Source organism: Streptomyces sp. NPDC007971, from assembly GCF_042958635.1.
In the GTDB taxonomy this organism is placed as follows: domain Bacteria; phylum Actinomycetota; class Actinomycetes; order Streptomycetales; family Streptomycetaceae; genus Streptomyces.
The window spans coordinates 59732-82620 of record NZ_JBIBJK010000017.1; the positions used below are offsets into that span (position 1 = coordinate 59732).

General features: G+C 71.3%; 20 protein-coding genes, 1 tRNA gene and 1 pseudogene. 16 read left to right on the forward strand and 6 right to left on the reverse strand.

Translation table 11 applies throughout. The features are described 5' to 3' along the window. Nucleotides 1-201 precede the first annotated feature (201 nt). From ACFZCP_RS31475 to ACFZCP_RS31495, 5 genes are all read left to right on the forward strand, one after another. Nucleotides 202-1614, forward strand: coding sequence for a condensation domain-containing protein (locus ACFZCP_RS31475; protein ID WP_362691521.1), 1413 nt, complete (start codon nucleotides 202-204; stop codon nucleotides 1612-1614). A gap of 307 nt (nucleotides 1615-1921) precedes the next feature. Next, nucleotides 1922-2173 (forward strand): hypothetical protein, encoded by a 252-nt coding sequence (locus ACFZCP_RS31480; RefSeq protein ID WP_391433607.1) that lies wholly within the window; start codon nucleotides 1922-1924, stop codon nucleotides 2171-2173. Between the two features lie 293 nt (nucleotides 2174-2466). Beyond that, the gene (locus tag ACFZCP_RS31485; RefSeq protein WP_362691527.1) at nucleotides 2467-2796 is read left to right on the forward strand and encodes a hypothetical protein; all 330 of its coding nucleotides are present in this window, start codon (nucleotides 2467-2469) and stop codon (nucleotides 2794-2796) included. Nucleotides 2797-3034: 238 nt separating this feature from the next. Further along, a complete protein-coding gene (locus ACFZCP_RS31490) occupies nucleotides 3035-3307 on the forward strand; it encodes a hypothetical protein (RefSeq protein WP_362691530.1) in 273 nt (90 codons plus the stop codon). Nucleotides 3308-3793: 486 nt separating this feature from the next. Next, nucleotides 3794-4141 (forward strand): hypothetical protein, encoded by a 348-nt coding sequence (locus tag ACFZCP_RS31495; RefSeq protein WP_391433612.1) that lies wholly within the window; start codon nucleotides 3794-3796, stop codon nucleotides 4139-4141. A 113-nt stretch (nucleotides 4142-4254) separates the two neighbouring features. Here the strand turns inward: ACFZCP_RS31495 and ACFZCP_RS31500 are convergent, their stop codons facing one another. From ACFZCP_RS31500 to ACFZCP_RS31510, 3 genes are all read right to left on the reverse strand, one after another. Then, nucleotides 4255-4548, reverse strand: a complete 294-nt coding sequence (locus tag ACFZCP_RS31500) for a hypothetical protein (protein WP_362691535.1) — start codon at nucleotides 4546-4548, stop codon at nucleotides 4255-4257. Between the two features lie 329 nt (nucleotides 4549-4877). After that, nucleotides 4878-5180, reverse strand: coding sequence for a hypothetical protein (locus ACFZCP_RS31505; RefSeq protein ID WP_362691538.1), 303 nt, complete (start codon nucleotides 5178-5180; stop codon nucleotides 4878-4880). Between the two features lie 222 nt (nucleotides 5181-5402). After that, the gene (locus ACFZCP_RS31510) at nucleotides 5403-5882 is read right to left on the reverse strand and encodes a hypothetical protein (protein WP_391433616.1); all 480 of its coding nucleotides are present in this window, start codon (nucleotides 5880-5882) and stop codon (nucleotides 5403-5405) included. Nucleotides 5883-6550: 668 nt separating this feature from the next. On the opposite strand from ACFZCP_RS31510, the gene ACFZCP_RS31515 reads away from it, so the two are divergent. Together ACFZCP_RS31515 and ACFZCP_RS31520 are read left to right on the forward strand one after the other, a co-directional pair. Beyond that, nucleotides 6551-7339, forward strand: a complete 789-nt coding sequence (locus ACFZCP_RS31515) for a hypothetical protein (RefSeq protein WP_391433620.1) — start codon at nucleotides 6551-6553, stop codon at nucleotides 7337-7339. Nucleotides 7340-7419: 80 nt separating this feature from the next. Beyond that, entirely contained in the window at nucleotides 7420-7701 is a 282-nt protein-coding gene (locus ACFZCP_RS31520) for a hypothetical protein (protein ID WP_362691547.1), read from the forward strand. Nucleotides 7702-8295: 594 nt separating this feature from the next. Here ACFZCP_RS31520 and ACFZCP_RS31525 read toward each other — a convergent pair. Continuing rightward, nucleotides 8296-8371: transfer RNA gene (locus ACFZCP_RS31525), tRNA-Arg, on the reverse strand. Between the two features lie 271 nt (nucleotides 8372-8642). Here ACFZCP_RS31525 and ACFZCP_RS31530 point away from each other — a divergent pair. From ACFZCP_RS31530 to ACFZCP_RS31545, 4 genes are all read left to right on the forward strand, one after another. Next, nucleotides 8643-10250, forward strand: coding sequence for a dynamin family protein (locus ACFZCP_RS31530; RefSeq protein WP_391433624.1), 1608 nt, complete (start codon nucleotides 8643-8645; stop codon nucleotides 10248-10250). A 626-nt stretch (nucleotides 10251-10876) separates the two neighbouring features. Further along, the gene (locus ACFZCP_RS31535) at nucleotides 10877-12940 is read left to right on the forward strand and encodes a GTPase (protein WP_391433972.1); all 2064 of its coding nucleotides are present in this window, start codon (nucleotides 10877-10879) and stop codon (nucleotides 12938-12940) included. A 312-nt stretch (nucleotides 12941-13252) separates the two neighbouring features. Then, entirely contained in the window at nucleotides 13253-13723 is a 471-nt protein-coding gene (locus tag ACFZCP_RS31540) for a single-stranded DNA-binding protein (RefSeq protein WP_391433628.1), read from the forward strand. 548 nt (nucleotides 13724-14271) lie between these two features. Continuing rightward, the gene (locus ACFZCP_RS31545; protein WP_391433976.1) at nucleotides 14272-15624 is read left to right on the forward strand and encodes a TQXA domain-containing protein; all 1353 of its coding nucleotides are present in this window, start codon (nucleotides 14272-14274) and stop codon (nucleotides 15622-15624) included. A gap of 97 nt (nucleotides 15625-15721) precedes the next feature. On the opposite strand, the gene ACFZCP_RS31550 is transcribed toward ACFZCP_RS31545, so the two are convergent. After that, a complete protein-coding gene (locus ACFZCP_RS31550; protein WP_391433632.1) occupies nucleotides 15722-16663 on the reverse strand; it encodes a helix-turn-helix domain-containing protein in 942 nt (313 codons plus the stop codon). A 247-nt stretch (nucleotides 16664-16910) separates the two neighbouring features. On the opposite strand from ACFZCP_RS31550, the gene ACFZCP_RS31555 reads away from it, so the two are divergent. The 5 genes and pseudogenes from ACFZCP_RS31555 to ACFZCP_RS31575 all read left to right on the forward strand — a co-directional run bounded on the left by ACFZCP_RS31555 (nucleotide 16911) and on the right by ACFZCP_RS31575 (nucleotide 21759). Beyond that, entirely contained in the window at nucleotides 16911-18395 is a 1485-nt protein-coding gene (locus tag ACFZCP_RS31555) for an MFS transporter (protein ID WP_391433637.1), read from the forward strand. Further along, nucleotides 18388-18654: pseudogene (locus ACFZCP_RS31560) on the forward strand (hypothetical protein); the annotation flags it as partial. The gene ACFZCP_RS31555 and the pseudogene ACFZCP_RS31560, both read left to right, overlap by 8 nt. A 325-nt stretch (nucleotides 18655-18979) precedes the next feature. Then, nucleotides 18980-20644 (forward strand): energy-dependent translational throttle protein EttA, encoded by a 1665-nt coding sequence (ettA, locus tag ACFZCP_RS31565; RefSeq protein ID WP_391433640.1) that lies wholly within the window; start codon nucleotides 18980-18982, stop codon nucleotides 20642-20644. Nucleotides 20645-20650: 6 nt separating this feature from the next. After that, nucleotides 20651-21085 (forward strand): thioesterase family protein, encoded by a 435-nt coding sequence (locus ACFZCP_RS31570; protein WP_362691565.1) that lies wholly within the window; start codon nucleotides 20651-20653, stop codon nucleotides 21083-21085. Further along, nucleotides 21082-21759 carry a hypothetical protein gene (locus tag ACFZCP_RS31575; protein ID WP_391433644.1) on the forward strand — a complete coding sequence of 226 codons (678 nt, stop codon included), beginning with the start codon at nucleotides 21082-21084 and terminating at the stop codon, nucleotides 21757-21759. Before ACFZCP_RS31570 ends, ACFZCP_RS31575 begins: the two co-directional genes overlap by 4 nt. A 125-nt stretch (nucleotides 21760-21884) precedes the next feature. On the opposite strand, the gene ACFZCP_RS31580 is transcribed toward ACFZCP_RS31575, so the two are convergent. Continuing rightward, entirely contained in the window at nucleotides 21885-22877 is a 993-nt protein-coding gene (locus tag ACFZCP_RS31580; protein ID WP_391433647.1) for an ATP-binding cassette domain-containing protein, read from the reverse strand. Nucleotides 22878-22889: the final 12 nt, after the last annotated feature.

Sequence of the window (22889 nt, forward strand, 5' to 3'; positions counted from 1 at the left end):
CGCACCGCAGAGAGGACCAACTCGCCGACACACGCACCGACTTCGACCTCCTCGGCATCGACGACCCGATCACCGTCCGCTGATCGCTCCGCCGTTCGAGACGTCACGCATTCCGCTGAAAAGCCGGCGACACGGCGGCCACCGCTCGCGCGCACGGCACTCCCTTGATCGATTCTGTGCCTTCTGCGAACGGAGACGCCCGTGCGAATTTCTGACATCCAGCGCTGCGAGGTCCGGCCCGGACAACTCGTCGAGTGGACGTTCAGCCCGGCGACCCGCGCGGCGGCGGAAGCGCTGCCGACGGACTCGCGGCCACCGGCGTACATCCAGGAGGGCCACATCAGAACGGCGCGGTCGGTGCGCGAGGACGGCCTGTTCGTGCCGACCTGGCTCGGCGCGGCGTTCGACCTGCCGGGCCGGGCGGACCTCGACGCGCTGGAGGAGGCGCTGCGCGGCTGGACGCTCAGGCACGAGACGCTGCGCAGCGGCTTCCGCTGGGCCGGGGACGAGATGCACCGGTTCACCCTCGCCGGGGACGACGTCTCCCTGCGCCGCGAGGTGGTCGGCGACTTCACCGACACGGGCGCGCTGGTACGGCACTTGCAGGACCGATTCGACGTGGCGGCGGACGCGCTCGGCTGGCCGAACCTCATCTACACGGCGGTCGTCCGCTCCGACTCCACCAGCGTGTACATGGCCTTCGACCACACCAACGTCGACGCCTACTCCCTCCAGCGCATCCCGGACGAGATCCACGAGCTGTACACGGCGCAGCTCACGGGCCGCACCGTGACCCAGACGCCGGTCGGCAGCTACGTCGACTTCTGCGAGCAGGAGCGGGCCAACGCGGACGGCATCGACGACACGCACACGATCGTCGCCCGCTGGCGGGAGTTCATCCGCCGGTGCGACGGCAGGCTGCCGGACTTCCCCGTCGACCTCGGTGTGCGGCCCGGCGACCCGCTGCCCACCCAGAAGCTGATGCGCGAGCCGCTCGTGGACGCGGATGCCGCCGCCGCGTTCGAGACGTACTGCAGGCCCTACGGCGGCAGTCTGGTCGGCGTCCTGGCCGCGACCAGCCTGATCGTCCACCAGCTCGGCGGACAGCCGGTCTACCGCGCGGTGGTGCCGTTCCACACCCGGATGCGGTCCACCTGGGCGGACTCCGTGGGCTGGTACGTCGGCGGAGCCCCGATCGAGGTGCCCGCGGCCCGGGACTTCGACGAGGCGCTCGCGGCGGTGCGCGCCGAACTGCAGGCCAACCGCTCACTGGCGCGCATCCCGCTGGCCCGGGTACTGCGCCTGCTCGGCGCGGACTTCCGCCCGACCTCGCCCGACCTGTACTCGATCGTCTCGTACGTCGACGCGCGCGTCGTCCCCGGCTCGGCCCACTGGACCGAGCGGAAGGCGTACGGGCTGATCCGGGTGTCGTACGGCGACCAGGTGTGCGCCTGGGTCAACCGGCTGCACGAGGGCCTGTGGTTCGCCTGCCGCTACCCCGACACCGACGCCGCGTACAAGAACATGCGGCTGTACGTCGAAGGGCTGCGGGACCTGGTCGAGTCCGTCGCCGCACGCGTTCACGTCCGGGACGCGGAGCCGACCTTTTCGTGACACCGGGAGCGCCGGCATTCTGCGCCAAATCAACTTTCCTTATTTACAACGGTGTTGGCGTGGAGCACACAAAACGGTGATGCGGACCCGGATCACGAGCGGATCATCATCTCGGCAATGGCTCTTGCCGACGATCACAACCAGCTGAATTCTGCCGCCCTTTCATCAAGTAAGCCTTCCCGGGGCCGGGTTGCCCGGACACGGATATCCATCGATGTGGAATACGCCTTACCGCTACTGCTAGTGTTCATTCCGTCACGGTAGGCAATCAGCCTCGATGTGCAGGCAATGAAGAACCGAGGGTTCCATGCGTAAGCTTCAGCAAGTCGTGATCGCAGCAGTGGCGGCGGCCGGCGGTCTGTCCGCCGTCGGTGCCGGCGCCGGTACCGCCTACGCCCACGACAGCGGTCTCAAGGTGAACGATCTCTACCGCCCCTACCAGGAGTGCAGCCCGCAGACGGTCTCCGAGAACAACATCCCGCTCGGTGTGCTCGGCCTCGGCCAGACCCTGGACACCGCCTGCGGCCAGTTCAACAACGCCTTCACCGCCGGCAGCTGAATCCGGCGGCGTCATCGTGCGCGACGCGTGGTGCGAACCCTTCGGGGGCACCCCCGAAGGGGCCCGTCCATGCCGGCCCGCCCGGAGCGCGAGGCTGCTGCTCCGGTCCGTGAGCCGTCGCGTCGGCGCTGAAAGCCCGCGCACGGCGAGCGGTTGCCGGTGAACCGCTGAAAGACGACACACCCCATTCTCCGCGGTGGATGTCGCGGCAATCGCCTTCGGCAGCATCGCGTTTTCTCGGCTCGGCCACGGGCTGCAGCAACAGTGCGCCCCTCACAAAGGAAACGCTTCACATGTTCAGCAGGAAGAAGATCGCGGCCGTCTCGGGGCTGCTCGGCGGTCTCGCCGTGACCTGTACCGGTGTCGCCCAGGTGCATGCCGCGGGAGGTCCGGGCAGCTGCACGCGCGACATTCAGGGCAACGTCACCTGCGTCCAGCGGATCGAGGGCGAGCTGCCCGAGGACGGGGTCATGACCCGCCAGGACAACTGCCTGCCGACGCAGCCCCTGACGATCCCCGCGGCCCTGGGCAACGGGAAGATGCGGATCGGGCCCGAGATCACCTGTTCCAGCGCCTCTCCGGGGACCGACCGGGACTTCGACCTGCCCCACGTGCTCGGCTGAGGGCCGGGGCGCAACCTTCCGGCACCTTCCTCGCCCGCCCGCCGGGCGGCAAACGGCCCGGACCCGAATGATTCCGGACCGGTTATGCGCCGCTCGCTCCTCCTGATGCAAGCCGCCTTGTCATCACCCGACACGACCGAGCATCCATAGATCCCAAATTGCTACGAAACGTGTGTATATGCTCACACTAAGTAGTCAACACCAGGGCTTGAAAGCCCGGGTACGAAAGGGTCTGAACATGCGTAAGTTTCAGCGTGCTGCGGTCGTAGCAACGGCGGTTGCGGGGCTTTCCCTCCTCGGCGTCGGCGTCAGCTTCGCCGGTGGTTACGATGACCAGGATGTTCCGCGGCAGCTCAACGCGGTGGCCAACTCGCAGGCGAACGCCGTGGCCACGTGGGGCGGTTACTCGCAGCAGTGGGGCGTGCCGGGTGGCGACAAGGCCCAGGCGCCCGAAGAGGACGGCAAGTACCAGGCGCCCGAAGAGGGTTACGGTCCGGACAGCTCCAAGTAAGGAAGAAGCCGGGGGCTCGGTATGCGCGTTGCAGGCCGTCGCGGTGGCTTTCTCGCAGGCCGACGCCCTGGCCACGGGGCGCCGTAGGCCGTTGCCCGGGTGATCGCGCCGGGGTCCGCATCCTGGCCGGCCGGCGGCCGGCCGCCTGGCGGACCATCGCGTCCCCCATGGCCTCGGAGCGCCACGACAGACGCATCCACATCCATCAGGACCTCCTCTGTGCATCGCACGATCCGAACGTCCGAGCCCTTGATCAACTCGGTCCGTTCGACGGTGTGCTGAGCAATACAAACAAATGGCGAAGGCAGCCCGGACGCGCAACAGACCCGACAGGGTGCGCGCCCGGGCTGCAGCAACACCGGCGCCGGGCGCATCCGGTAACGCGTCCGGGTGCCGGCCCCTCTGTATCGATAGTTCACCAGGGCTCGGACGCGCGCCGGTCGACGGCGCAGGCGCCGGGCCCGGATGTGCAAAGGAGCGCAGGACATGTTCAGTCGGCAGAAGATGGCCACCGTCTCGGGGCTCGTCGGGAGTCTCGCGGTGGTCTGCGGCGGCGCCGCTCAGGCGCACGCCGGGGAGTACCCCAGTGACTGCAGGAGCACGGGTTTGTGGGAGACCGTCTGTGTGCGCAAGAGCGAGTCTCTGCACACCGACAAGGACGGCAAGCGTGTCGTCAAGCAGACGCAGGACTGCTCGACGGTCGACCGGCCGCGCGTGGTCTTTCCCGAGGACTCTCTGCTGGGCGGCGGGTCCCAGAAGGTCGGGGCGGTGGTGGACTGTTCCAACAGGGTGCCGCTGCCGAAGGGCGTCAAAGTGCCTCGTCCCAAGTTTTGAGGCGCGATCGGCAAATGCCGGACCGGGAACGTTCCCGGTCCGGCATTTCGGCTTTCTGGGCCCATGAGAAGCCCCCGGCTCCCGGCCGCGGGCCGGGAGCCGGGGAGGTCGACCTACTTGCCGACGCTGTTGTTGCAGCCCATGGACGAGCCCAGGGAGCTCTCCTGCGCGCCCGAGTTGCCCTCGCCGTTGAGCAGGTTGCCGCCCACGCCGTTGAGGATGCCGACCTCGCCCAGAACGTCGACGTTCGCGTCGTGCGACCTGCAGGTGGTGCTCTGGCCGATGTTGACACGGGTGCCGTCGTGGCCCCAGCCGCCGTGACCGTCGGCGTGGGCGGCGCCGGCGCCCAGGAGCCCGAGGCTCCCGAGAGCGGCGACCAGGACGGCGGCCTTGCGGAGCTTGTGCATGTCGTCTCCGGTGGAGTGAAGTGGATGCGATCTGTGGCAGATCTGCTTCGAACAGTTATGGAGGCTAATAAGAACTATCCGCAAGTAATCGGCGACGCGCCGAATTCGGCGAATTGTCTCCACCTGGTTGACGGTCTGGAATTCCGCTCCGTGAGTGAATTGCTATTTCAGCATATAATCCCAGCCGGGTTCGGCCGTCGTCGACAATGGTGATCCGGTGGTCGCCGGGGGGCGGGAATTCGGCACAAAAAAGGGGCCCCGGCGTCGAGCCTGGGGCTCGATGCCGGGACCGTTCTCCCGAGGTGGCCGCCCGTGCGGCCCTCGTGCGCTTAGAAGGCGCTGTTGTTGCAGCCCATGGACGAGCCGATGTGGGTGTCCTGCGCGCCCGGGTTGCCCTCGCCGTTGAGCGCGTTGCCCAGCAGGCCGTTGAGGATCCCGACCTCGCCCAGGACGTCGAGGTTCAGGTCGTGCGACTTGCAGTTGGAGCTCTGCAGGACGCTGAAGCGGTCGCCCTTGCCGCCGTCCTTGCCGCCGCCGTAGCCGCCCTCGCCGGCGGTGGCGGTGCCGGCGCCCACGAGCCCGACGGTACCGAGGGCAGCGACCAGGACGGCAGCCTTGCGAAGCTTGTGCATGTCTTCTCCGGTGGAGTGAAGTGGATGCGATCTGTGGCAGATCGACTTCTTACAGTCACGGGACATTAGTACCGAAATATCCTAAAAAGGACAGCGACGCGCCGAATTCTTGATCCGTTGGTCGCGGTAGGCACTCTGACGCCGCAGCACATGCGCACGGGCCCCTCGAGGAACGTCCTCGAAGGGCCCGTGCGGGGCGTCGGTGTCCGGCGCTGCGACTGCCTAGTGCGCGCTGGCGGCCGCGTTCGCCTGGCTGTTGGCCTGGGTGCAGCTGATGCCGCGCGTCTCGGAGGCGCCGAGCAGGGCGATCGGGAGATTCGCGTTGAGCAGGTTCTGCGGGCTGCACTCCTGGTACGGACGGAAGAGGTTGGTCTGATTCGACGGAGCACCTTCGGCCGGGGCCGCCTGCGGGGTCGCCTGGGGCGAGATCTGCGGGTTGATCTGCGGGCTCACCTGCGGGTTGACCTGCGGGGTGATCTCGGTGGGCCGCTGCGGGGCGGCCTGCGGGGCCGGCGTGCCGTACGTACTGGCGTTGGCCCGGGAGGCGGTGTACGCGCCGGCCTGGGTGTCCTGCTGCGCAATGGGGGGCGGGACGCTGCCGTTGTACGCAACGGGGGCGGCGGCGAGGCTGGAGCCGGTGCCGATGCCGGTCAGACCGCCGGCTGCTGCGACGACGAGAGCGACCTGGTGAAGTTTGCGCATGAAACCCTCGGCCCTTCATTGACCTGTGCGTGGAACGTATTGGAATGTTGATGAGCCAGTGCGGCTGTTGTTCTTGATGCCCTGGTGCGGCTGCGGTGGACCCTCGTTCTGGCCCTCTGCGGAACGAGATGAGTGTGGCGCCGGACACGGGAGCCGGGGTGTGGTCACTCATTTGCCTCAATGCCGTGTGGCATTGCCGCATTTGCTCGTGAGTGATGCATGCTCGCCGCGTCGGACGGCGCCGCGGACCGGGGCGGGTGAACGGCGAACCCGCCGATCGCCGCGCCATGTCGAGGAGTTGTGTACGGTGGCGCACCGCGCCTGACCATGGGATTCTGCCCGCTGCCCGAACTCGGCCGCACCGAAGCGGTGTTGACCGGACCGAATCGGTCGGGAACGGAACCGATAATACGGTCGATGGCAAATGGGTGACGAGTATATGGATCCCGTGACTGGGTCGGGGGAAATGTCGTTGCCAGCGGTGAGAGGGCAGCGACCATGGACTCGGAGAGGGGCAAGGGGATTCGCTGTCGGCTCCGGCGTGAAGTCCGTGGCAGCCCAGGATTCCCCGCGGTAAGGGCGCAGTACGAACATCAGACTGAGCGCACGCAAGACTGCACTGAATACAACGGATTTCCCTGTACAGGTATTGAAGGGCCGAGGGTTCCATGCGCAAGCTTCACAAGGCCGCGCTCGTCGTAGCAGCGGCAGGCGGCCTGTCCGCCATCGGCGTCGGCGTCAGCCATGCCGACACTCAAGTCGGGTACCCCGGCGCCGCTCCGGCGCCCGCTCCCGAGTACCCGGCTCCCCAGTACCAGGCTCCCCAGTACCAGGCTCCGCAGTACTCGGCTCCGCAGTACCAGGCTCCACCCCAGTACGCGCCGCCGCAGTATGCGGCTCCGCAGTACCAGGCTCCTCCCCAGTACGCGCCGCCCCAGTACCAGGCTCCCCAGTCGAACGGTGCGCAGGCCGCCGCGACCTCCGACTCCGCGGGCCGTGCGCAGGTGTCCGGTCCGCCGCAGTACGCCCCGCCGATGCAGCAGGCCGCTCCGCCGCCGCCCCCGCAGCAGCAGACGGGTTACGCCTCCGCCTCGGCCACCTCGGGGGGCTACGCGCAGGCCTCCAACTCGCCGTACGCCGCCCCGCAGGCCGCCCCGCAGCCTGCGCCCCAGGCCGCCCCCCAGCAGGCGCCCGCCCAGGTCGTACCGCAGGTCACCCCGCAGACGGCGCCCCAGGTCATGCCGCAGGTCGCCCCGCAGGTCGCCGTACCCCAGGCCTTCAACCCGGAGCCCGCGCCGCATGTCGCCCCGCAGGTGAACCCGCAGGTCAACCCTCAGGTGAACCCGCTCGTCAACCCGCTGATCGCGCCGCCCGGTGCGCCGGAGGTCTCCCCGCTCGGCCTCGGGCAGGTCGCGGCGCCTCCGGTCGGCCAGCTGGGTCTTCCCCGGCTCGGCTGACGACACCGCCGCGCCAGTCCGGCCTCGGCCTCCCCACTCGATCTGCTGCAGATCACATCCGCTCGACCAACGGAGAATCAATGCGCAAGCTTCACAAGTTCGCCGTCGTCGGCGCCGCCGTCCTCGGCACGGTCGGTTCCCTCGGCGTCGGCACGGCCATGGCACACGGCGAGCGGGGCCACGACGACTTCGACGTCACGCAGGGCATCGAGTGCCGCTCGCACGACATGAACATCAGCATCCTCGGCAGCGTCGGCGCCATCAACGGCGCACTGGGCAACGCGCTCAACGGTGAGGGCTCCCCGGGTGCCCAGCCCAGCCACCTCGGTTCGGACATGGGCTGCAACAGCCGGGCGTTCTGACCGGTCCCACGACCGCGTACGCCGCACAGCGCGTCAGCGGGGGCGCCTGCCCCCGCCGGCGCGCTGTTGCGTGATATCGCCGAATTCGCCGAGATCGCCGACACCGGGCAACTCCGTGCGGCTGGGGGAGCGTTGGTGCATGGCCCGTTGCTCACGGCTCACTGCCCGCTGCTCACGGCTCACGGCTCACGGCTCACTGCCCATTGCTCGTGGTGCATGACTCAGGGGTCGGAGTGTGATCGACGCCGGGAAGGTGTCCGTGCCGGGAAGGTGTCCGTCTGCCGGCCGTGAACGGTCCGCGCCCGCGGTCCGCCGCCGCGGCGCCGGGCCATCGCGCCGCCGGGCCATCGCGCCGCCGGGCCATCGCGCCGACGGACGGAACGCGTGCCGTGGCTGTCCCCGGGAAGCCCGGTCCAGTGGTGTGTCGGCCGTCGAGTGGCCACTGGTGAGTTTCCGCTGTCGAGCGCCGGCTGTCGGCGCGCCGCGCAGGGCCGTCGCCCGCGCCTGTGGCTTGTCACCCTTGATCGCGCCCTGAACGCCGCCGTGGTCCGCTCCGCGCGCCGTATGCGTGCCGTGCGAAGGCCAGAGGTTCAGTGGCGCCCCCGGCAGGACTCGAACCTGCGGCCAAGCGCTTAGAAGGCGCCTGCTCTATCCACTGAGCTACGGGGGCCTGGTGCGGGACAAGGATAAGGCTCCCCGTTCCTTGACCCGGTTGCTTCGCCTCCGTGGCTCGATGTGGAGGTTCGGTGAAGCGGTCCTGATAATCGCAGGCAGGTACGAATCGTGCACCGCTTTTGGCGCCCGAGGCACAGGGTGTTGTGCACTCGTTATGCCTGGACTGGGCCCGCGTCCCAGTCATCCCTTACGCCCGTTGTGTTCCATCGGCGCGCTGAGATGTCCATATGCTTCAGAAATCCCCTAAAATTGGGCATTCTTCGCATGTGGTGACCTTGGACGTTCGGCCTCAGCTGCTCGAGACACTCTCCGCCCTGCGCGACTGTGTCGCTGCCGCACGCTTTCCGCTGCCCCTGGCCGGGGCCCCACGCGCGCGTGCCAACCGCGACGAGCTGCTCGCCCAGCTCGACGACTATCTGGTGCCCCGGCTACGGGAACCCGGCGCACCGCTGCTGGCGGTCGTCGGCGGCTCCACCGGAGCCGGCAAGTCGACCCTCGTGAACTCCCTCGTGGGACGGCGGGTCAGCGAGGCCGGCGTGCTGCGGCCGACCACCCGCACCCCGGTGCTGGTCTGTCATCCGGACGACCATCACTGGTTCAGCGGCATGCGCGTGCTCCCCGACCTCACCCGTGTGTGGGTGCCCGACCAGGAGGAGGGTGACGAGCTCCTGGTGCCGGGCGAGAACCCGGCGCGCGTGCTGCGGCTGGAGACCGCCGACACGATCCCGCGCGGGCTCGCCCTGCTGGATGCCCCCGACATCGACTCCCTGGCCGCCGACAACCGCGTCCTGGCCGCGGAACTGATCTGCGCCGCCGACGTCTGGGTCATGGTCACCACGGCGGCCCGCTACGCCGACGCCATCCCCTGGCACCTGCTGCGCACCGCCAAGGAGTACGACGCCACCCTGGTGACCGTCCTCGACCGCGTGCCCCACCAGGTCGTCTCGGAGGTCTCCCGGCAGTACGGCGCCCTGCTCACCAAGGCCGGACTCGGTGACGTACCCCGTTTCACCGTGCCCGAGCTGCCCGAATCGGCCTGGGGCGGCGGTCTGCTGCCCGCCAGCGCCGTGGCGGCCCTGCGCACCTGGCTCGTCCACCACGCGCAGGACGCGGGGGCTCGCGAGCAGGTCGTGGCCCGCACGGCGTACGGCCTCCTCGACTCGCTGAAGTCGCGCGTGCCCGAGCTGGCCAGCGCTGCCGCCGCCCAGTACGCGGCCGCGCTGCGGCTCAACGCCGCCATCGACAGCGCGTACGACGCCGAGGACGCACGCGTGAGCTACCGGCTGCAGAACGGGGCCGTGCTCGCCGGGGACGCCCTCAAGCGCTGGCGGGCCTTCCCGCTCGACTGCACCGCGGGCGAACTGCTGGACGCGCTCGTGGAGAGTCTCGCCGCGCTGCTGCTGTGCTCCGTCACCGCGGCCGACGAACGCATCGAGGAGGCCTGGCGGCGCGAGCCCGCCGCCGACGCCCCCGAGCTGATGGGCCGGGACCCCTCGATGGAGAGTGCCGAGCACCGCATCGGGCTCGCGACGCGACGCTGGCGGCGCGAGCTGGAGGAGTACGCCGAGGACGAAGTGCGGGAACTGGAGCGCAACGGCGCCCCCGACTCCGACGCCGTCGCCGCGCTGGTCGCCACCGTGCTGCTGGGCGGCCGCCGGGCACGCACCGCGGGCGAGGGGCTCGCCCAGCGGATCGGTCCCCACGGGGCGCTGCGGATCCGTGACCGGGCCGGGCGCCTGCTGACCGAGCACGTCGACCGGGTCATGCACCGCGAGCGGGAACGGCGTCTGGCCCCGCTCGACACGCTGGGCGTCCACGTCGATCCCCAGACCGAACTCATCGCCGCGCTGTCCGTACTGCAGAAGGAGAGGTGACCGTGACCGCCGTCGCCGACCACGACCACACGGACCACACGGACCCCACCGATCACACCGATCACACCGATCACAAGGATCACCTGGACCACCTGAACAAACTGAATCAACTGAACCGCATGGGACACAGCGAGCAGGGCGACGGCTCCCCGGCAGCACAGCCCGGGGCTGCGGACGGCGCGAACGTACGGTCCGACGGTGGGGGCGAGGCCGGTGACCGTCACCGGCCTCGCCCGGACGCAGGCTCCGCCGAGGGCCGTGCCGGAAGCGGCCCGTTCCCCGACCGGGCTGCCGAGTCCGGCGCCGCCTCCGAGCCGGAGGGCCGGGGCGCACGGACGGACGGCGCCCGGCACGCGCGCGTGCCGGAGGAGCGGGCGGGACGGGCGGACCGGGTGGACCGGGTGGACCGGATGGAGCGGATGGAGCGGGCTGAACGGGCCGATGGCACGGACCGGGAAAGGCGTGTGGGTGTGTCCGAGGACCGGGACGCACGCACGGACGGCGTCCGCCACGCGCGTGTGCCCGAGGAACGGGCGGAACGCGCCGGCGGTGCGGACCGGGAGCGGCTCGGGCGCGTGGTGGCCCGGGACACCGACGCGAGCAGGGGCGCCGACGCGGGCAGGGGCGTGCGCGGCCGTCTCAAGGACGGCGCAGCGGCCGGGAACGGCGGAACCGCCGGCAGCGGCGGAGCGGCCGGCAGCAGCACGGCGGCCAGGAGCCTCGCAGCGACCGGGAACGGCGCAGTGGCCAGGAGCGGTGCGGCGGTCAGGAGCGTGGCAGCGACCGGGAACGGCGCAGTGGCCAGAAGCGGTGCGGCGGCCAGGAGCGTCGCAACAGCCGGGAACGGTGCAGCGGCCAAGGACGCGGGGGCGGGCGGGGACGCCAGGAAGGGCAGGAGCGCCCGGCAGAGCGAGGACGCGGGAAGGGCCGGGAACACGGCGGCGGCCGGCCTCGGCCCGGACGCGGAGGCCGACCCCACCGAGGTCTGGGACGACGGTCTCATCGCCCGGCGCGTGAACGAGAACGCCACGGCCGACGCGGCCGCCGGCCGCGGCTCCGTCCTCGACAAGCCGAGCCGCGGTCCGGGCAGCCGTACCCCCGCACGGCTGGCCTACGACGGCCCCCTCCGCTCCCGCCTGGACGCTCTGCGGGAACTCGTCGGCCTCTCCCGTACCCGCCTGGACAGCACCACCCTCGCCGAGGCGGGCCGTGTCCTGGACGAGGCGGCCACCCGGCGCAAGCTCTCCGGTCAGCACACCGTCGTCGCCATCGCGGGTGCCACCGGCAGCGGAAAGTCGCAGTTGTTCAACGCGCTCGCCGGGGTGGCCATTTCAGAGACGGGCGTACGGCGGCCGACCACCGCGTCCCCGATCGCGTGCAGCTGGAGCGACGGCGCGGCGGGCCTGATCGACCGGCTCGGCATCCCCGGCCGGCTGCGCCGCAGGCCCGTGCAGGGACCGGAGGGCGAGGGGCAGCTGAGCGGGCTGGTCCTGATCGACCTGCCCGACCACGACTCGGCGGCCGTGCAGCACCGCGAACAGGTCGACCGGATCCTGAAGCTCGTCGATGCGGTCATCTGGGTGGTCGACCCGGAGAAGTACGCCGACGCCGTCCTCCACGAGCGCTATCTGCGGCCCATGGCCGGCCACGCGGAGGTCATGTTCGTCGTCCTCAACCAGATCGACCGCCTGCCCGGTGAGGCCGCCGACCAGGTCCTGGACGATCTGCGCCGGCTGCTGGACGAGGACGGCGTGGCGCTCGGCGAGTACGGCGAAGCGGGCGCCACCGTGCTCGCGCTGTCCGCGCTCACCGGCGACGGCGTCGGTGAACTGCGCGAGTCGCTCGGTGAATTCGTGGCCGAGCGCGGTGCCCCGGCCCGCCGGGTCGCGGCCGACCTCGACGCGGCGGCGGACCGGCTGCGGCCCGTCTACGCCACCGGCCGGCCCGTCGGCCTCAGCGAGGAGGCACGGGAGGAGTTCGCCGCCCGTCTCGCCGACGCGGTGGGTGCCATCGCGGCCGGGGAGGCCGCCGAGCGCGCCTGGCTGCGCAACGCCAACCGGGCCTGCGGCACCCCCTGGCTGCGGCTGTGGCGCTGGTACCAGAACCGTGGCGAACACACGACCGGACGGATCGCGGTGCGGCCCCCCGACGAGGAGGCCACGGCCCGCCAGCGGGTGGAGCAGGCCGTCCGTACGGTGTCCGACCGGGCCTCGGACGGGCTGCCCGTGCCATGGGCACAGGCCGTGCGCGAGGCGGCCGCACGCGGTTCCCAGGGGCTGTCCGAGGCGCTGGACGACCTGGCGGCGCGGGCCGGTCTGCCGCCCGGACGACCGCCGCGGCCGGGATGGTGGCCGGTCGCGGTGCTGGTCCAGGCGGCCATGACGCTGCTGCAGATCGTGGGCGGTGCGTGGCTCGCGGGCCAGATCGCCGGGGTCATGGCGCCCAATCTCGGGGTGCCGGTGCTGCTGATGGTGTGCGGGATCGTCGGCGGCCCGATGGTGGAGTGGGGCTGCCGGATGGCGGCCCGGGGCCCGGCGCGACGGTACGGACAGGATGCCGAACGGCGGCTGCGGGAAGCGGCCGCGGGCTGCGGGCGGGCCCGGGTGCTCGATCCGCTGGCGTCTGAGCTGCTGCGGTACCGGGAGGTACGGGAGCAGTACGGGCGGGTGGCGCGGGCCGGGGTGGGGTGAGGCCGGGCGGCCGGCAGGGGTGGGTGAGGGGGCCGGGGGATGACCATCACTCGTTCGGGTGGCGGGGTTTTCCACAGGTGACCGGCCGTCCACAGCGCTCAGCGGGCCCGGCCCGGCGGAGGCAGTCTGATCCCACGGCGATCGCGTCGCACGCCCGGCGAGAGGCAGGGCGAGCGGCTCGTCGATCGGCGTGAAGTGCGACGGCGTACGCGGCACGCGTGCGCCGGGCACGGCAGACGCAGCCGTACGGGAGGGGCCCGTACGCGTGTCCGCCCGGCGGCAAGGGGCGGCCGGGCGAGGGAGGGGTTCGCGATGAACGAGACCGTGGTCTGTGTGGTGGGCAACGTGGCGACGCCGCCGGTGTACCGGGAGCTGGCGGCGGGCCCGTCGGCGCGGTTCCGGCTGGCGGTGACCTCGCGCTACTGGGACCGGGAGAAGAGCGCCTGGACGGACGGGCACACCAACTTCTTCACGGTGTGGGCCAACCGCCAGCTCGCCGTCAACGTGATGGCCTCGGTGGAGGTGGGGCAGCCCGTGGTCGTGCAGGGCCGGCTGAAGGTGCGTACGGACCAGCGCGAGGGGCAGCAGAGCCGGACGTCGGCCGACGTCGACGCGGTGGCCATCGGCCACGACCTGGCCCGGGGCACCGCGGCCTTCCGCCGCGCGGCCAAACCGGAGGCACCGACGGCGGTACGGCCGGAGCCCGACTGGGAGACTCCGCCCGCCGCTGCGCCCGACGGCGACCGGGCCCAACAGCATCCGGAGCCGGCGGCGGTGACGTGACATCACAGGCGTGACGTCACCCGAGCCACCGCTCCGCCCGCTCCGCCCACTCCACCGGACTCACCGGACTCACGGGTTCACCGGACCCACGGGCTGCGTCGACTCCAGCCGCTCCGCCGACTCCACCGGCGCCCTGATGGATCGGCGTTCCGCGACCCCGCGTTCCGTGACCGTGCTCCGCGACCCCGCGTTCCGTGACCGTGCTCCGCGACCCGCAGCCAGCAGGAGGATGCGGCCCCGGCGGCCCGGCACTTGCGCCCCCCCGGCACTCCAACGCCCCGCCAGGGCGGTGGATTTGTCGATATGCGCGGTTCGCGTTCGGTCCCGGCGATAACGATTCCGGATCGGATCGGCCATCAGACGATCTGACCGGCCGGGCGGGGTCCGCGTGATCCATAGGATGCCGGGCGTGCCCTTCGGGGCTGCCGATTCTGCTGGTGGGACCGTCCCCCACGTCCAACGGGTCCTGCTCGAAGGGGAATTCTGTGCTTGCTGCGTTGTCTGGGTTTCCTCGGTCCGTCACTGTGGCCCGCCTCGGCGCCGTGACGATGGTCTCCGGTGTGGTGGCAGCGGGTGTGCTGTCCGGCGCCGGTACGGCCGTGGCCGACGGGAGACCGCAGCCCGAGGGCGGCGCGGCGGCCACGATCAACGGCCTGAAGACCTATGGCCAGGCCGTCATCCACGAGGACGGCGTCGACCAGCAGGTGGCAGCCGGCCTGTTCGAGATGTCCGTGGACGGCGGCGGCACCCTGCAGACGTACTGCGTCGACATCCACAGCCCCACCCAGCGCGACGCCCGCTACCAGGAGACGCCCTGGAGCAGCACCTCGCTGGGCGCCAACAAGGACGCCGGCCGGATCCGCTGGATCCTGCAGAACTCCTACCCCCAGGTCAACGACCTCGCGGCGCTCGCCCGGCGGGCGGGAGCAGGCGGTCTGACCGAGCAGGATGCGGCGGCCGGCACCCAGGTGGCCATCTGGCGCTACTCGGACGGCGCGAAGGTCGACGCGGTGGATCCCCAGGCCGAGAAGCTCGCCGACTTCCTGGAGAAGAGCGCCCGGAACAGCGCCGAGCCGCAGGCCTCGCTGACGCTCGACCCGCCCGAGGTCTCCGGCCGCCCCGGTGCTGTGCTCGGGCCGGTGACCGTGCACACCAACGCGGGCGGCGTCACGGTGGTCCCGCCTGCGGACGCGGCCACCAGCGGGGTCCGGATCATCGACAAGACCGGCAAGGTGATCAAGTCGGCGACGGACGGGAGCCGGCTGTACTTCGCCGTCCCGAAGGACGCCCCGGCCGGTTCCGCCCAGCTGACCGTGCAGGCGTCGACCACCGTGCCGGTGGGCCGGGCGTTCGCCTCCGAGAGCCGTAGCCAGACGCAGATCCTGGCCGGTTCCAGCGAGTCGACGGTCTCCGCGACCGCGGGTGCGACCTGGGCGGCCAAGGGCGCCATACCGGCTGTGTCGGCCCGGAAGAACTGCGCCGCGCAAGGCGTGGACGTCACCGCGACCAACAAGGGGGACCAGCCCTTCACCTTCCGGCTGATGGGCGCCGAGCACACCATTGCGGCCGGGGCCTCCCGCACGGTGACGGTCCCGCTCCAGGAGGACCAGGCCTACGACTTCACGATCACCGGGCCCAACGGCTTCAGCCGGCGCTTCACGGGCATCCTCGACTGCAAGACCCAGGGTGCGCTGACCACGAAATCCGCCCAGACCCTCGGCGAGCCCAGCCCCGCCACGGTGGGCGGAAACACGAACACCACCACGACCGACACCGACCTCGCCGCGACGGGCGGCTCCGCGATCACCCCGATGATCGCGGGGGTGGCCATCGGGCTGGTGGTGATCGGAGGCGCGGTGCTGGTGGTGCTGCGCCGCAAGGAGACCCAGACGGAGGAGTGACCGCCTTCCGAGGAACGCGCGCTACTTTCGCGCGGCTTTCAGGAGCTGGTCGACCGAGGTCTCGGCCCACCGGGTCTTGGTGATCATCACGTACGGCTCAGCCGGCAGGGGCGTGGGCCGGGGCAAGCGTGGCGGTGGGACAGGGTTCGGCGGCCGGCTCCGGACGGTCCGAGGGCGCCGACTCCGGTCGGGTCTCCGCGGAGTCCAGGCGGAGCATGGCCGTCTCGTCCGGGGTGCCGGGTGCTGCCTGGTAGACCACCATCCGCTGGCCGCCCGTCCGGGCCAGCTGCATGACCTCGTAGGTCAGGGTCATCGGTCCGACCTTCGGGTGCTGGAAGGACTTCTGCCCGCCGCCGCGTTCGCAGACGTCGTACCGCTCCCAGAGCTGCGCGAACTCCGGTGATTTCAGCACCAGTTCGCCGACGAGCGTGGTCAGCTCGGGGTCGTCCGGGTCCGCTCCGGCGACCGCCCGCAGATGCGCCACCGAGAGCGCGACCGTCTCCTCCCACGGCTGGTAGAGCGTCCGGCCGACCGGGTGGAGGAAGAGATAGCGGGTCAGGTTGCGCTGGTCCTGCGGCCAGTCCCAGAGTCCGGGCAGCAGTCGCCGGCCGGGCGGATTCGCGGCCAGTATGCGGTTGTAGCGGCTCACCACGTAGGCGGGGAGCGGACGCACCGACTCCAGCATCCGCAGCACCGAGTCGCGGACGGTGTGATCGGAGGAGGCGGGCAGTTCACCGATCCGGCCGGAGGCCAACTCCACGAGCTCGTGCAGGCGTTCGTAGGCGTCGCCGCGCAGTCGCAGGGCGCGGCCGAGGGCGTCCACGACGGCGGGTGAGGGGTTGGTCTCCCGGCCGCGCTCCAGGCGGATGTAGTAGTCGACGCTCACTCCGGCCAGCGCGGCCAGCTCCTCCCTGCGCAGTCCGGGAGTGCGGCGCAGTCCCGCGCCGGCCGGGAGGCCGACCTCCTCCGGGCGGACCTGCGCCCTGCGGGCCTTCAGGTATCTGCCGAGTTCGGTGCCCCGTGCGTCTGCTGCTGCCATTCGGCCCATTGTGGCAGGTGGACCGGGAACGTGGGGGGCCCTGTCAGGGCCTGGAACGCCGCACCCCGGGAACAGCCCGGTCTGCCAGGCGGCCGTGCGGGGGCGGAGAGTTGTTCCCGCAGCGGGCGGCCCGGCCGCCGGGGCCCAGGGGGTGCGAGGCACAGGACCGCGGCCCCGGCAGGCCGGAGCCGCCCGCCGATTCCCTCCGGCTTTCAGTCGATTCGGATTGCTCACACAGGAGTTCACCATGCGACCCACCTCTGCCCTCTCCACGTCCGCGTCCACCGCGATCGCCCCTGGGCACGGTCAGCAGTCCCCGGCGTCCACGCTGCGGCGACGACAGCCGCACCGGTTCCGACCAGCCGGGCCGCCGGCCGGCGCCCCCACCGTGCCGCGGCGCGGCGGCGTCGCGCTGGTCGCCGCGCTGCTCGGCTTCACGGTGATCACCATCGACGTCTCGGCCGTCAACATCGCCCTGCCCGCGATAGGGAAGTCCCTCAGCGGCGGGATGACCGGACTGCAGTGGGTGGTGGACGCGTACACCCTGATGTTCGCGGCCTTGATGATCTCCGCCGGCGCCCTCGCCGATCGTGCGGGCGCACGCCGCGCCTACGCCTGGGGCGTGGCCCTGTTCACCCTCGCCTCCCTCGGCTGCGCACTGGCGCCCGACATAGGCGTGCTGGTCGGCGCGCGCGTGGCGCAGGGCGTGGCCGCCGCGGTCGTGATGCCGGCCTCGCTGGCGCTGGTCCGGCAGGCCTACGAGGACGCCCGGGCGCGTGCCCGCGCCATCGCGCTGTGGACGGTCGGTGGATCGGTGGCCATGGCCGCGGGTCCGGTGCTGGGCGGGCTGCTCACCGACTCGGCCGGCTGGCGGTCGGTCTTCCTGCTCAACCTCCCGGTGGGCGCGGTGATCCTGGGCCTGCTGGTCCGGGTACCGCGCTCCGCGCGCCGGTCCGCCGCGATGGACGGCGGAGGCCAGCTCACCGCCGTACTGGCCCTGGCCGGGCTTGCCTTCGCGGTGATCGAGGGCGGCCACCTGGGCTGGACCAGCGGCCCCGTGCTGGCCGCCGCCGCGCTCGCCGTCGCCTCCGGGTGCGCCTTCCGCCTGGTGGAGGCCCGGCACCGTCAGCCCATGGTCCCGCTGGGCATGCTGACGGACCGCAGGGTGGCCGTCCCGCTGGCGGTCGGTTTCGCCGTCAACGCGGCCTTCTACGGCGGGATCTTCCTCCTCGGGCTCTACTACCAGCAGCTGCGAGGAATGTCGGGGACCGCGGCCGGGCTGATGTTCGTCCCGATGTCCGCGGTGGTGACCACGACCAACCTGGTCTCGCCGCGGCTGGCGGAGCGGATCGGGCGGCGGCCGGTGATCGTCGCCGGGCAGCTGATCTTCACCGCAGCGATGCTGGCCATGCTGCCGATGGCCGCGCACACCCCGGTGTGGCTGGTGCTGGTCCTGCTGCTGCCACTGAGCGTCGGTGGGGCGCTCGTGGTGCCCGCGCTGACCGCGCTGCTGATGGACGCCGTCCCGGGAGAGCGCGCGGGGACAGCGTCGGGGCTGCTCAACTCGTTCCGCCAGACCGGTGGTGCGCTTGCCGTCGCCCTCTTCGGCAGCCTGCTCTCCGGCCCCGGCGGGGGCTTCTCCCTCCCGGGCATGCGTATCGGCCTCCTCGCCGTCGCCGCCCTCCTCCTCGCCACCGCCGCCCTGTCCCGCCTCCTGCTGCCCCGTGGCTGACGCCCTCACCCGGCTCCACTCGGAGTGCGGCGCGGGCGAGAACGCGGTCCGGCGGGCTCAGGAGCTGCTGATCTCCCACGGTGTGCTGGAGGGGCGGGCCGGATCGGCCATCGGCACGTACGTCGCCGAGCCCCCGGCAGCGGGTGCGGGCGCGGGTGGTCCGGCTCGTCCGCGCGGGAGCAGCCCGACGGGTCGCCGTTCCGGGCGGACGTGAAGGTCCGTGGGCAGGCAAGCGGACCGGGAGGACCGGACCGACGCCGCCGACCACCAGAACGACGACTCCCACGGGCCCGAAATGGATCCGCACGGGGGTGAGGCTCCTCCAGGGCGCCCCGGGTCGCCCCAGGCCGCGCCCCGAGCCGCCTCGGGGCCGTTCCTGGGCCGCCCCAAGGCCGTCCGAGGCTCCCCGGGGCTCCCCGTGGCCACCCGGCAGCGACCGACAGTGACGGCCGGGCTGCCGCCGCCACCCACGAAACCCCAGGTCACAGCCCCCGGACCAAACGGGTTAACACCCAAGCCTGGCGTTCAGGCAAGATGGGGTGTATCTGCCCACTGCCAGATTTCAAGCTGCCGGACGGTTTCTCTTGGCTGAGTTCATTTACACCATGCGCAAGGCGCGCAAAGCGCACGGCGACAAGGTGATCCTCGACGACGTCACCCTGAACTTCCTGCCGGGTGCCAAGATCGGCGTCGTCGGCCCGAACGGTGCCGGTAAGTCGACCGTGCTGAAGATCATGGCGGGGCTCGAGCAGCCGTCGAACGGCGACGCGTTCCTGTCGCCGGGCTACAGCGTGGGCATCCTGCTCCAGGAGCCGCCGCTCACCGAGGAGAAGACCGTCCTGGAGAACGTCCAGGAGGGTGTCGCCGAGACCAAGGGCAAGCTCGACCGGTTCAACGAGATCGCCGAGCTGATGGCGACCGACTACTCCGACGCGCTGCTCGACGAGATGGGCAAGCTGCAGGAGGAGCTGGACCACGCCAATGCCTGGGACCTCGACGCCCAGCTGGAGCAGGCCATGGACGCGCTGGGCTGCCCGCCCGGCGACTGGCCCGTCACCAACCTCTCCGGTGGTGAGAAGCGCCGCGTCGCGCTCTGCAAGCTGCTGCTGGAGGCCCCCGACCTGCTGCTCCTCGACGAGCCCACCAACCACCTCGACGCCGAGTCGGTGAACTGGCTGGAGCAGCACCTCGCCAAGTACGAGGGCACCGTCGTGGCCGTCACCCACGACCGGTACTTCCTGGACAACGTGGCCGGCTGGATCTGCGAGGTCGACCGCGGACGCCTGCACGGCTACGAGGGCAACTACTCCAAGTACCTGGAGACCAAGGCCACCCGCCTCAAGGTCGAGGGTGCGAAGGACGCCAAGCGGCAGAAGCGTCTGAAGGACGAGCTGGAGTGGGTGCGGTCGAACGCCAAGGGGCGCCAGGCCAAGTCCAAGGCCCGTCTCGCGCGCTACGAGGAGATGGCCGCCGAGGCCGACAAGATGCGGAAGCTGGACTTCGAGGAGATCCAGATCCCGCCGGGCCCGCGTCTGGGCAACGTGGTCGTCGAGGTCAACAACCTCAACAAGGCCTTCGGTGAGAAGGTCCTCATCGACGACCTCAGCTTCACGCTGCCGCGCAACGGCATCGTCGGTGTCATCGGCCCGAACGGCGCCGGCAAGACGACCCTCTTCAAGATGATCCAGGGCCTTGAGCAGCCCGACTCCGGCTCCATCAAGGTCGGCGAGACCGTCAAGATCTCGTACGTCGACCAGAGCCGCGAGAACATCGACCCGAAGAAGACGCTGTGGGCCGTCGTCTCCGACGAGCTGGACTACATCAACGTCGGCCAGGTGGAGATGCCCTCGCGCGCCTACGTCTCGGCCTTCGGTTTCAAGGGTCCGGACCAGCAGAAGCCCGCGGGTGTGCTCTCCGGCGGTGAGCGCAACCGGCTCAACCTGGCGCTGACCCTCAAGCAGGGCGGCAACCTGCTGCTCCTCGACGAGCCCACCAACGACCTGGACGTCGAGACCCTGTCCAGCCTGGAGAACGCGCTGCTGGAGTTCCCGGGCTGCGCCGTGGTCGTCTCCCACGACCGGTGGTTCCTCGACCGCGTCGCCACCCACATCCTCGCCTACGAGGGCGAGTCCAAGTGGTTCTGGTTCGAGGGCAACTTCGAGTCGTACGAGAAGAACAAGGTCGAGCGGCTCGGCGCGGACGCCGCCCGTCCGCACCGCGCCACCTACAAGAAGCTGACCCGGGGCTGATCGATCTTGCGGCACATCTACCGCTGTCCGCTGCGCTGGTCGGACATGGACGCCTACGGCCATGTCAACAACGCGATCTTCCTCCGCTATCTGGAGGAGGCGCGTATCGACTTCACGTCCCTCCGGGCCAAGGAGTCCCAGCAGGGGTCCGTGGTGGCGCGCCATGAGATCGACTACAAGCGGCAGCTCGTGCACCGGCCCCATCCGGTGGACATCGAGCTGTGGGTCACCGAGATCAGGGCCGCGTCCTTCACCGTCGCCTACGAGGTGAAGGACGACGACCTGGTCTACGTGCGAGCACGGACGGTCGTCGTGCCGTTCGACTTCGAGGCCGGACGGCCGCGCCGGATCACCGACGGTGAGCGCGCGTTCCTCCAGCAGTACACCGACGGGGCTCAGGCGGCCGAGGCGGGCGGCGACAAGGAGGCCGTCGCCGCATGACGGTGCTCCACCTGGCCGACGAGACGGAGGCGGGCGACCTCGCCGCCTTCCTCTCCCGGCTGCTCCACTACGACCGTGGAGCCGCGGTGCGCCTGCAGGCGGCCGGGACGGCGCTCGCCGTGTTCGGGCGGCCGCCGTCCTTCGAGGTGCTGGCGGTCCGCGCGGTGGGGCTCGCCAAGCCGTACGAGAACGGGCTCGACGTCACGCTCGACGTGACCGTCTCCGCCGGCGAGTTCCTGGAGTCCCTCGACGAGCGGGCGGCCACGGCCGCCGTGCCGGCCGCGGTCACCGGACCGCCGTGGGCCGGCGTCCTGCCGCCGCGTGGCGGCTGGCGGCCCGAGCCGGGGCTGCCCGCGCCGGAGACACTGCGCACGACGGTGGCCGACGCGGTCGCCGAATTCCGTTCCCGCACACAGGAGTTGACGCCCGAGCGGCGCACCCGTGCGGAGCTGGACGGAATCGGCCGGGACATCTGGTCCCGGGAGATCGGCCAGACCCGGCTTCCGGTGCGGGCCGTGCATGCCGCGCAGTCCCTGGGCTTCCTGCGGCCGGGTGCCGGCGCGGACGACACCGGGCTGTTCTCGTCCGGGGCATGGCTGCGGCTGCGGACGCCGTACGGGTCGGTCGCGGTGCGGCGTGCGGGCCTCGGAGCCCTCGGCGTCAGCGTGCGCTGAACGGCCTCACACGGACGTCAGGGTGCGGTGCCCCGGCCGCCACGGGCTTCAATGCACTGGCCCGCCTCACGGCTCAGGGGTGCCCTGGCCCGGCTCACACAGGTCTCAGGGTGCGCCGAGCGGCCTCACGCCGGTTTCCGCTTCTCCCCGGTGTCGTCCGGCCACACCCCGATGTGGTCCGGTTCCAGTTCCAGTGCGACGCGGTCGCGCATGTACAGCGCCTTGGTGTACTCGGCGGGCAGCTGGAGGCGGCCGGCGCGGTCGAGCATGGCGTACTCGCGGGCGACCACCGTCTCGTGACCGGTCGTGGCGTCCACCTCGCTGCGGCGCAGTACCTCGGTGGAGGTGCGGCCGTCACGGATGGCGACCGTGCGGCGGACCTCGCCGGCCACCGCCTGGTCGTGGGTGACGATCACGATCGTGGTGCCCAGGGACTCGTTCGCCGTGCGGAACGCCTCGAAGATCTGCGTGGCGGTGTGGGAGTCGAGTTCGCCGGTCGGCTCGTCGGCGAGGAGGACCGCGGGAGCGTTCGCGAGAGCCACCGCGATGGCGACGCGCTGCTGCTGGCCGCCGGACATCTCGTGCGGGCGGCGATCGCGGCAGTCGGCCACCTGGAGCAGCTCCAGCAGTTCCAGGGCGCGTTCGGCGCGGGCGCGGCGGCGGGAACGGGTGCCGGACAGCTGGAGGGGGAGGGCGACGTTCTGGGCCGCGGTCAGATAGGGCAGGAGGTTGCGGGAGGTCTGCTGCCAGACGAAGCCGACGGTCTCGCGGCGGTAGGCCAGGCGGTCGCGGGCCGTCATGGCGAGCAGGTCGCGGCCGGCCACCCGGGCCGCTCCCGCGGTGGGGGTGTCCAGGCCGGCGAGGATGTTCATCAGGGTGGACTTGCCGCTGCCCGAGGCCCCCACCAGGGCCATCAACTCGCCTTCACGGACGAGGAGATCGAGCCCCTGGAGGGCCTGTACCTCGATGCCGTCCGCGGAGAAGATGCGGACGAGCCGGTCGCAGGTGATGAGGGCGTCGTGACCGAAGGCGGGGGCGTTGCGGGTCTCGGCGACCCGCCCGGCGAGGTCGGCGAAGGTGGGGTCGGGACTGCCCTTGCGGTGGCGGTCGGTGGTCATGGGGTCTCCTGA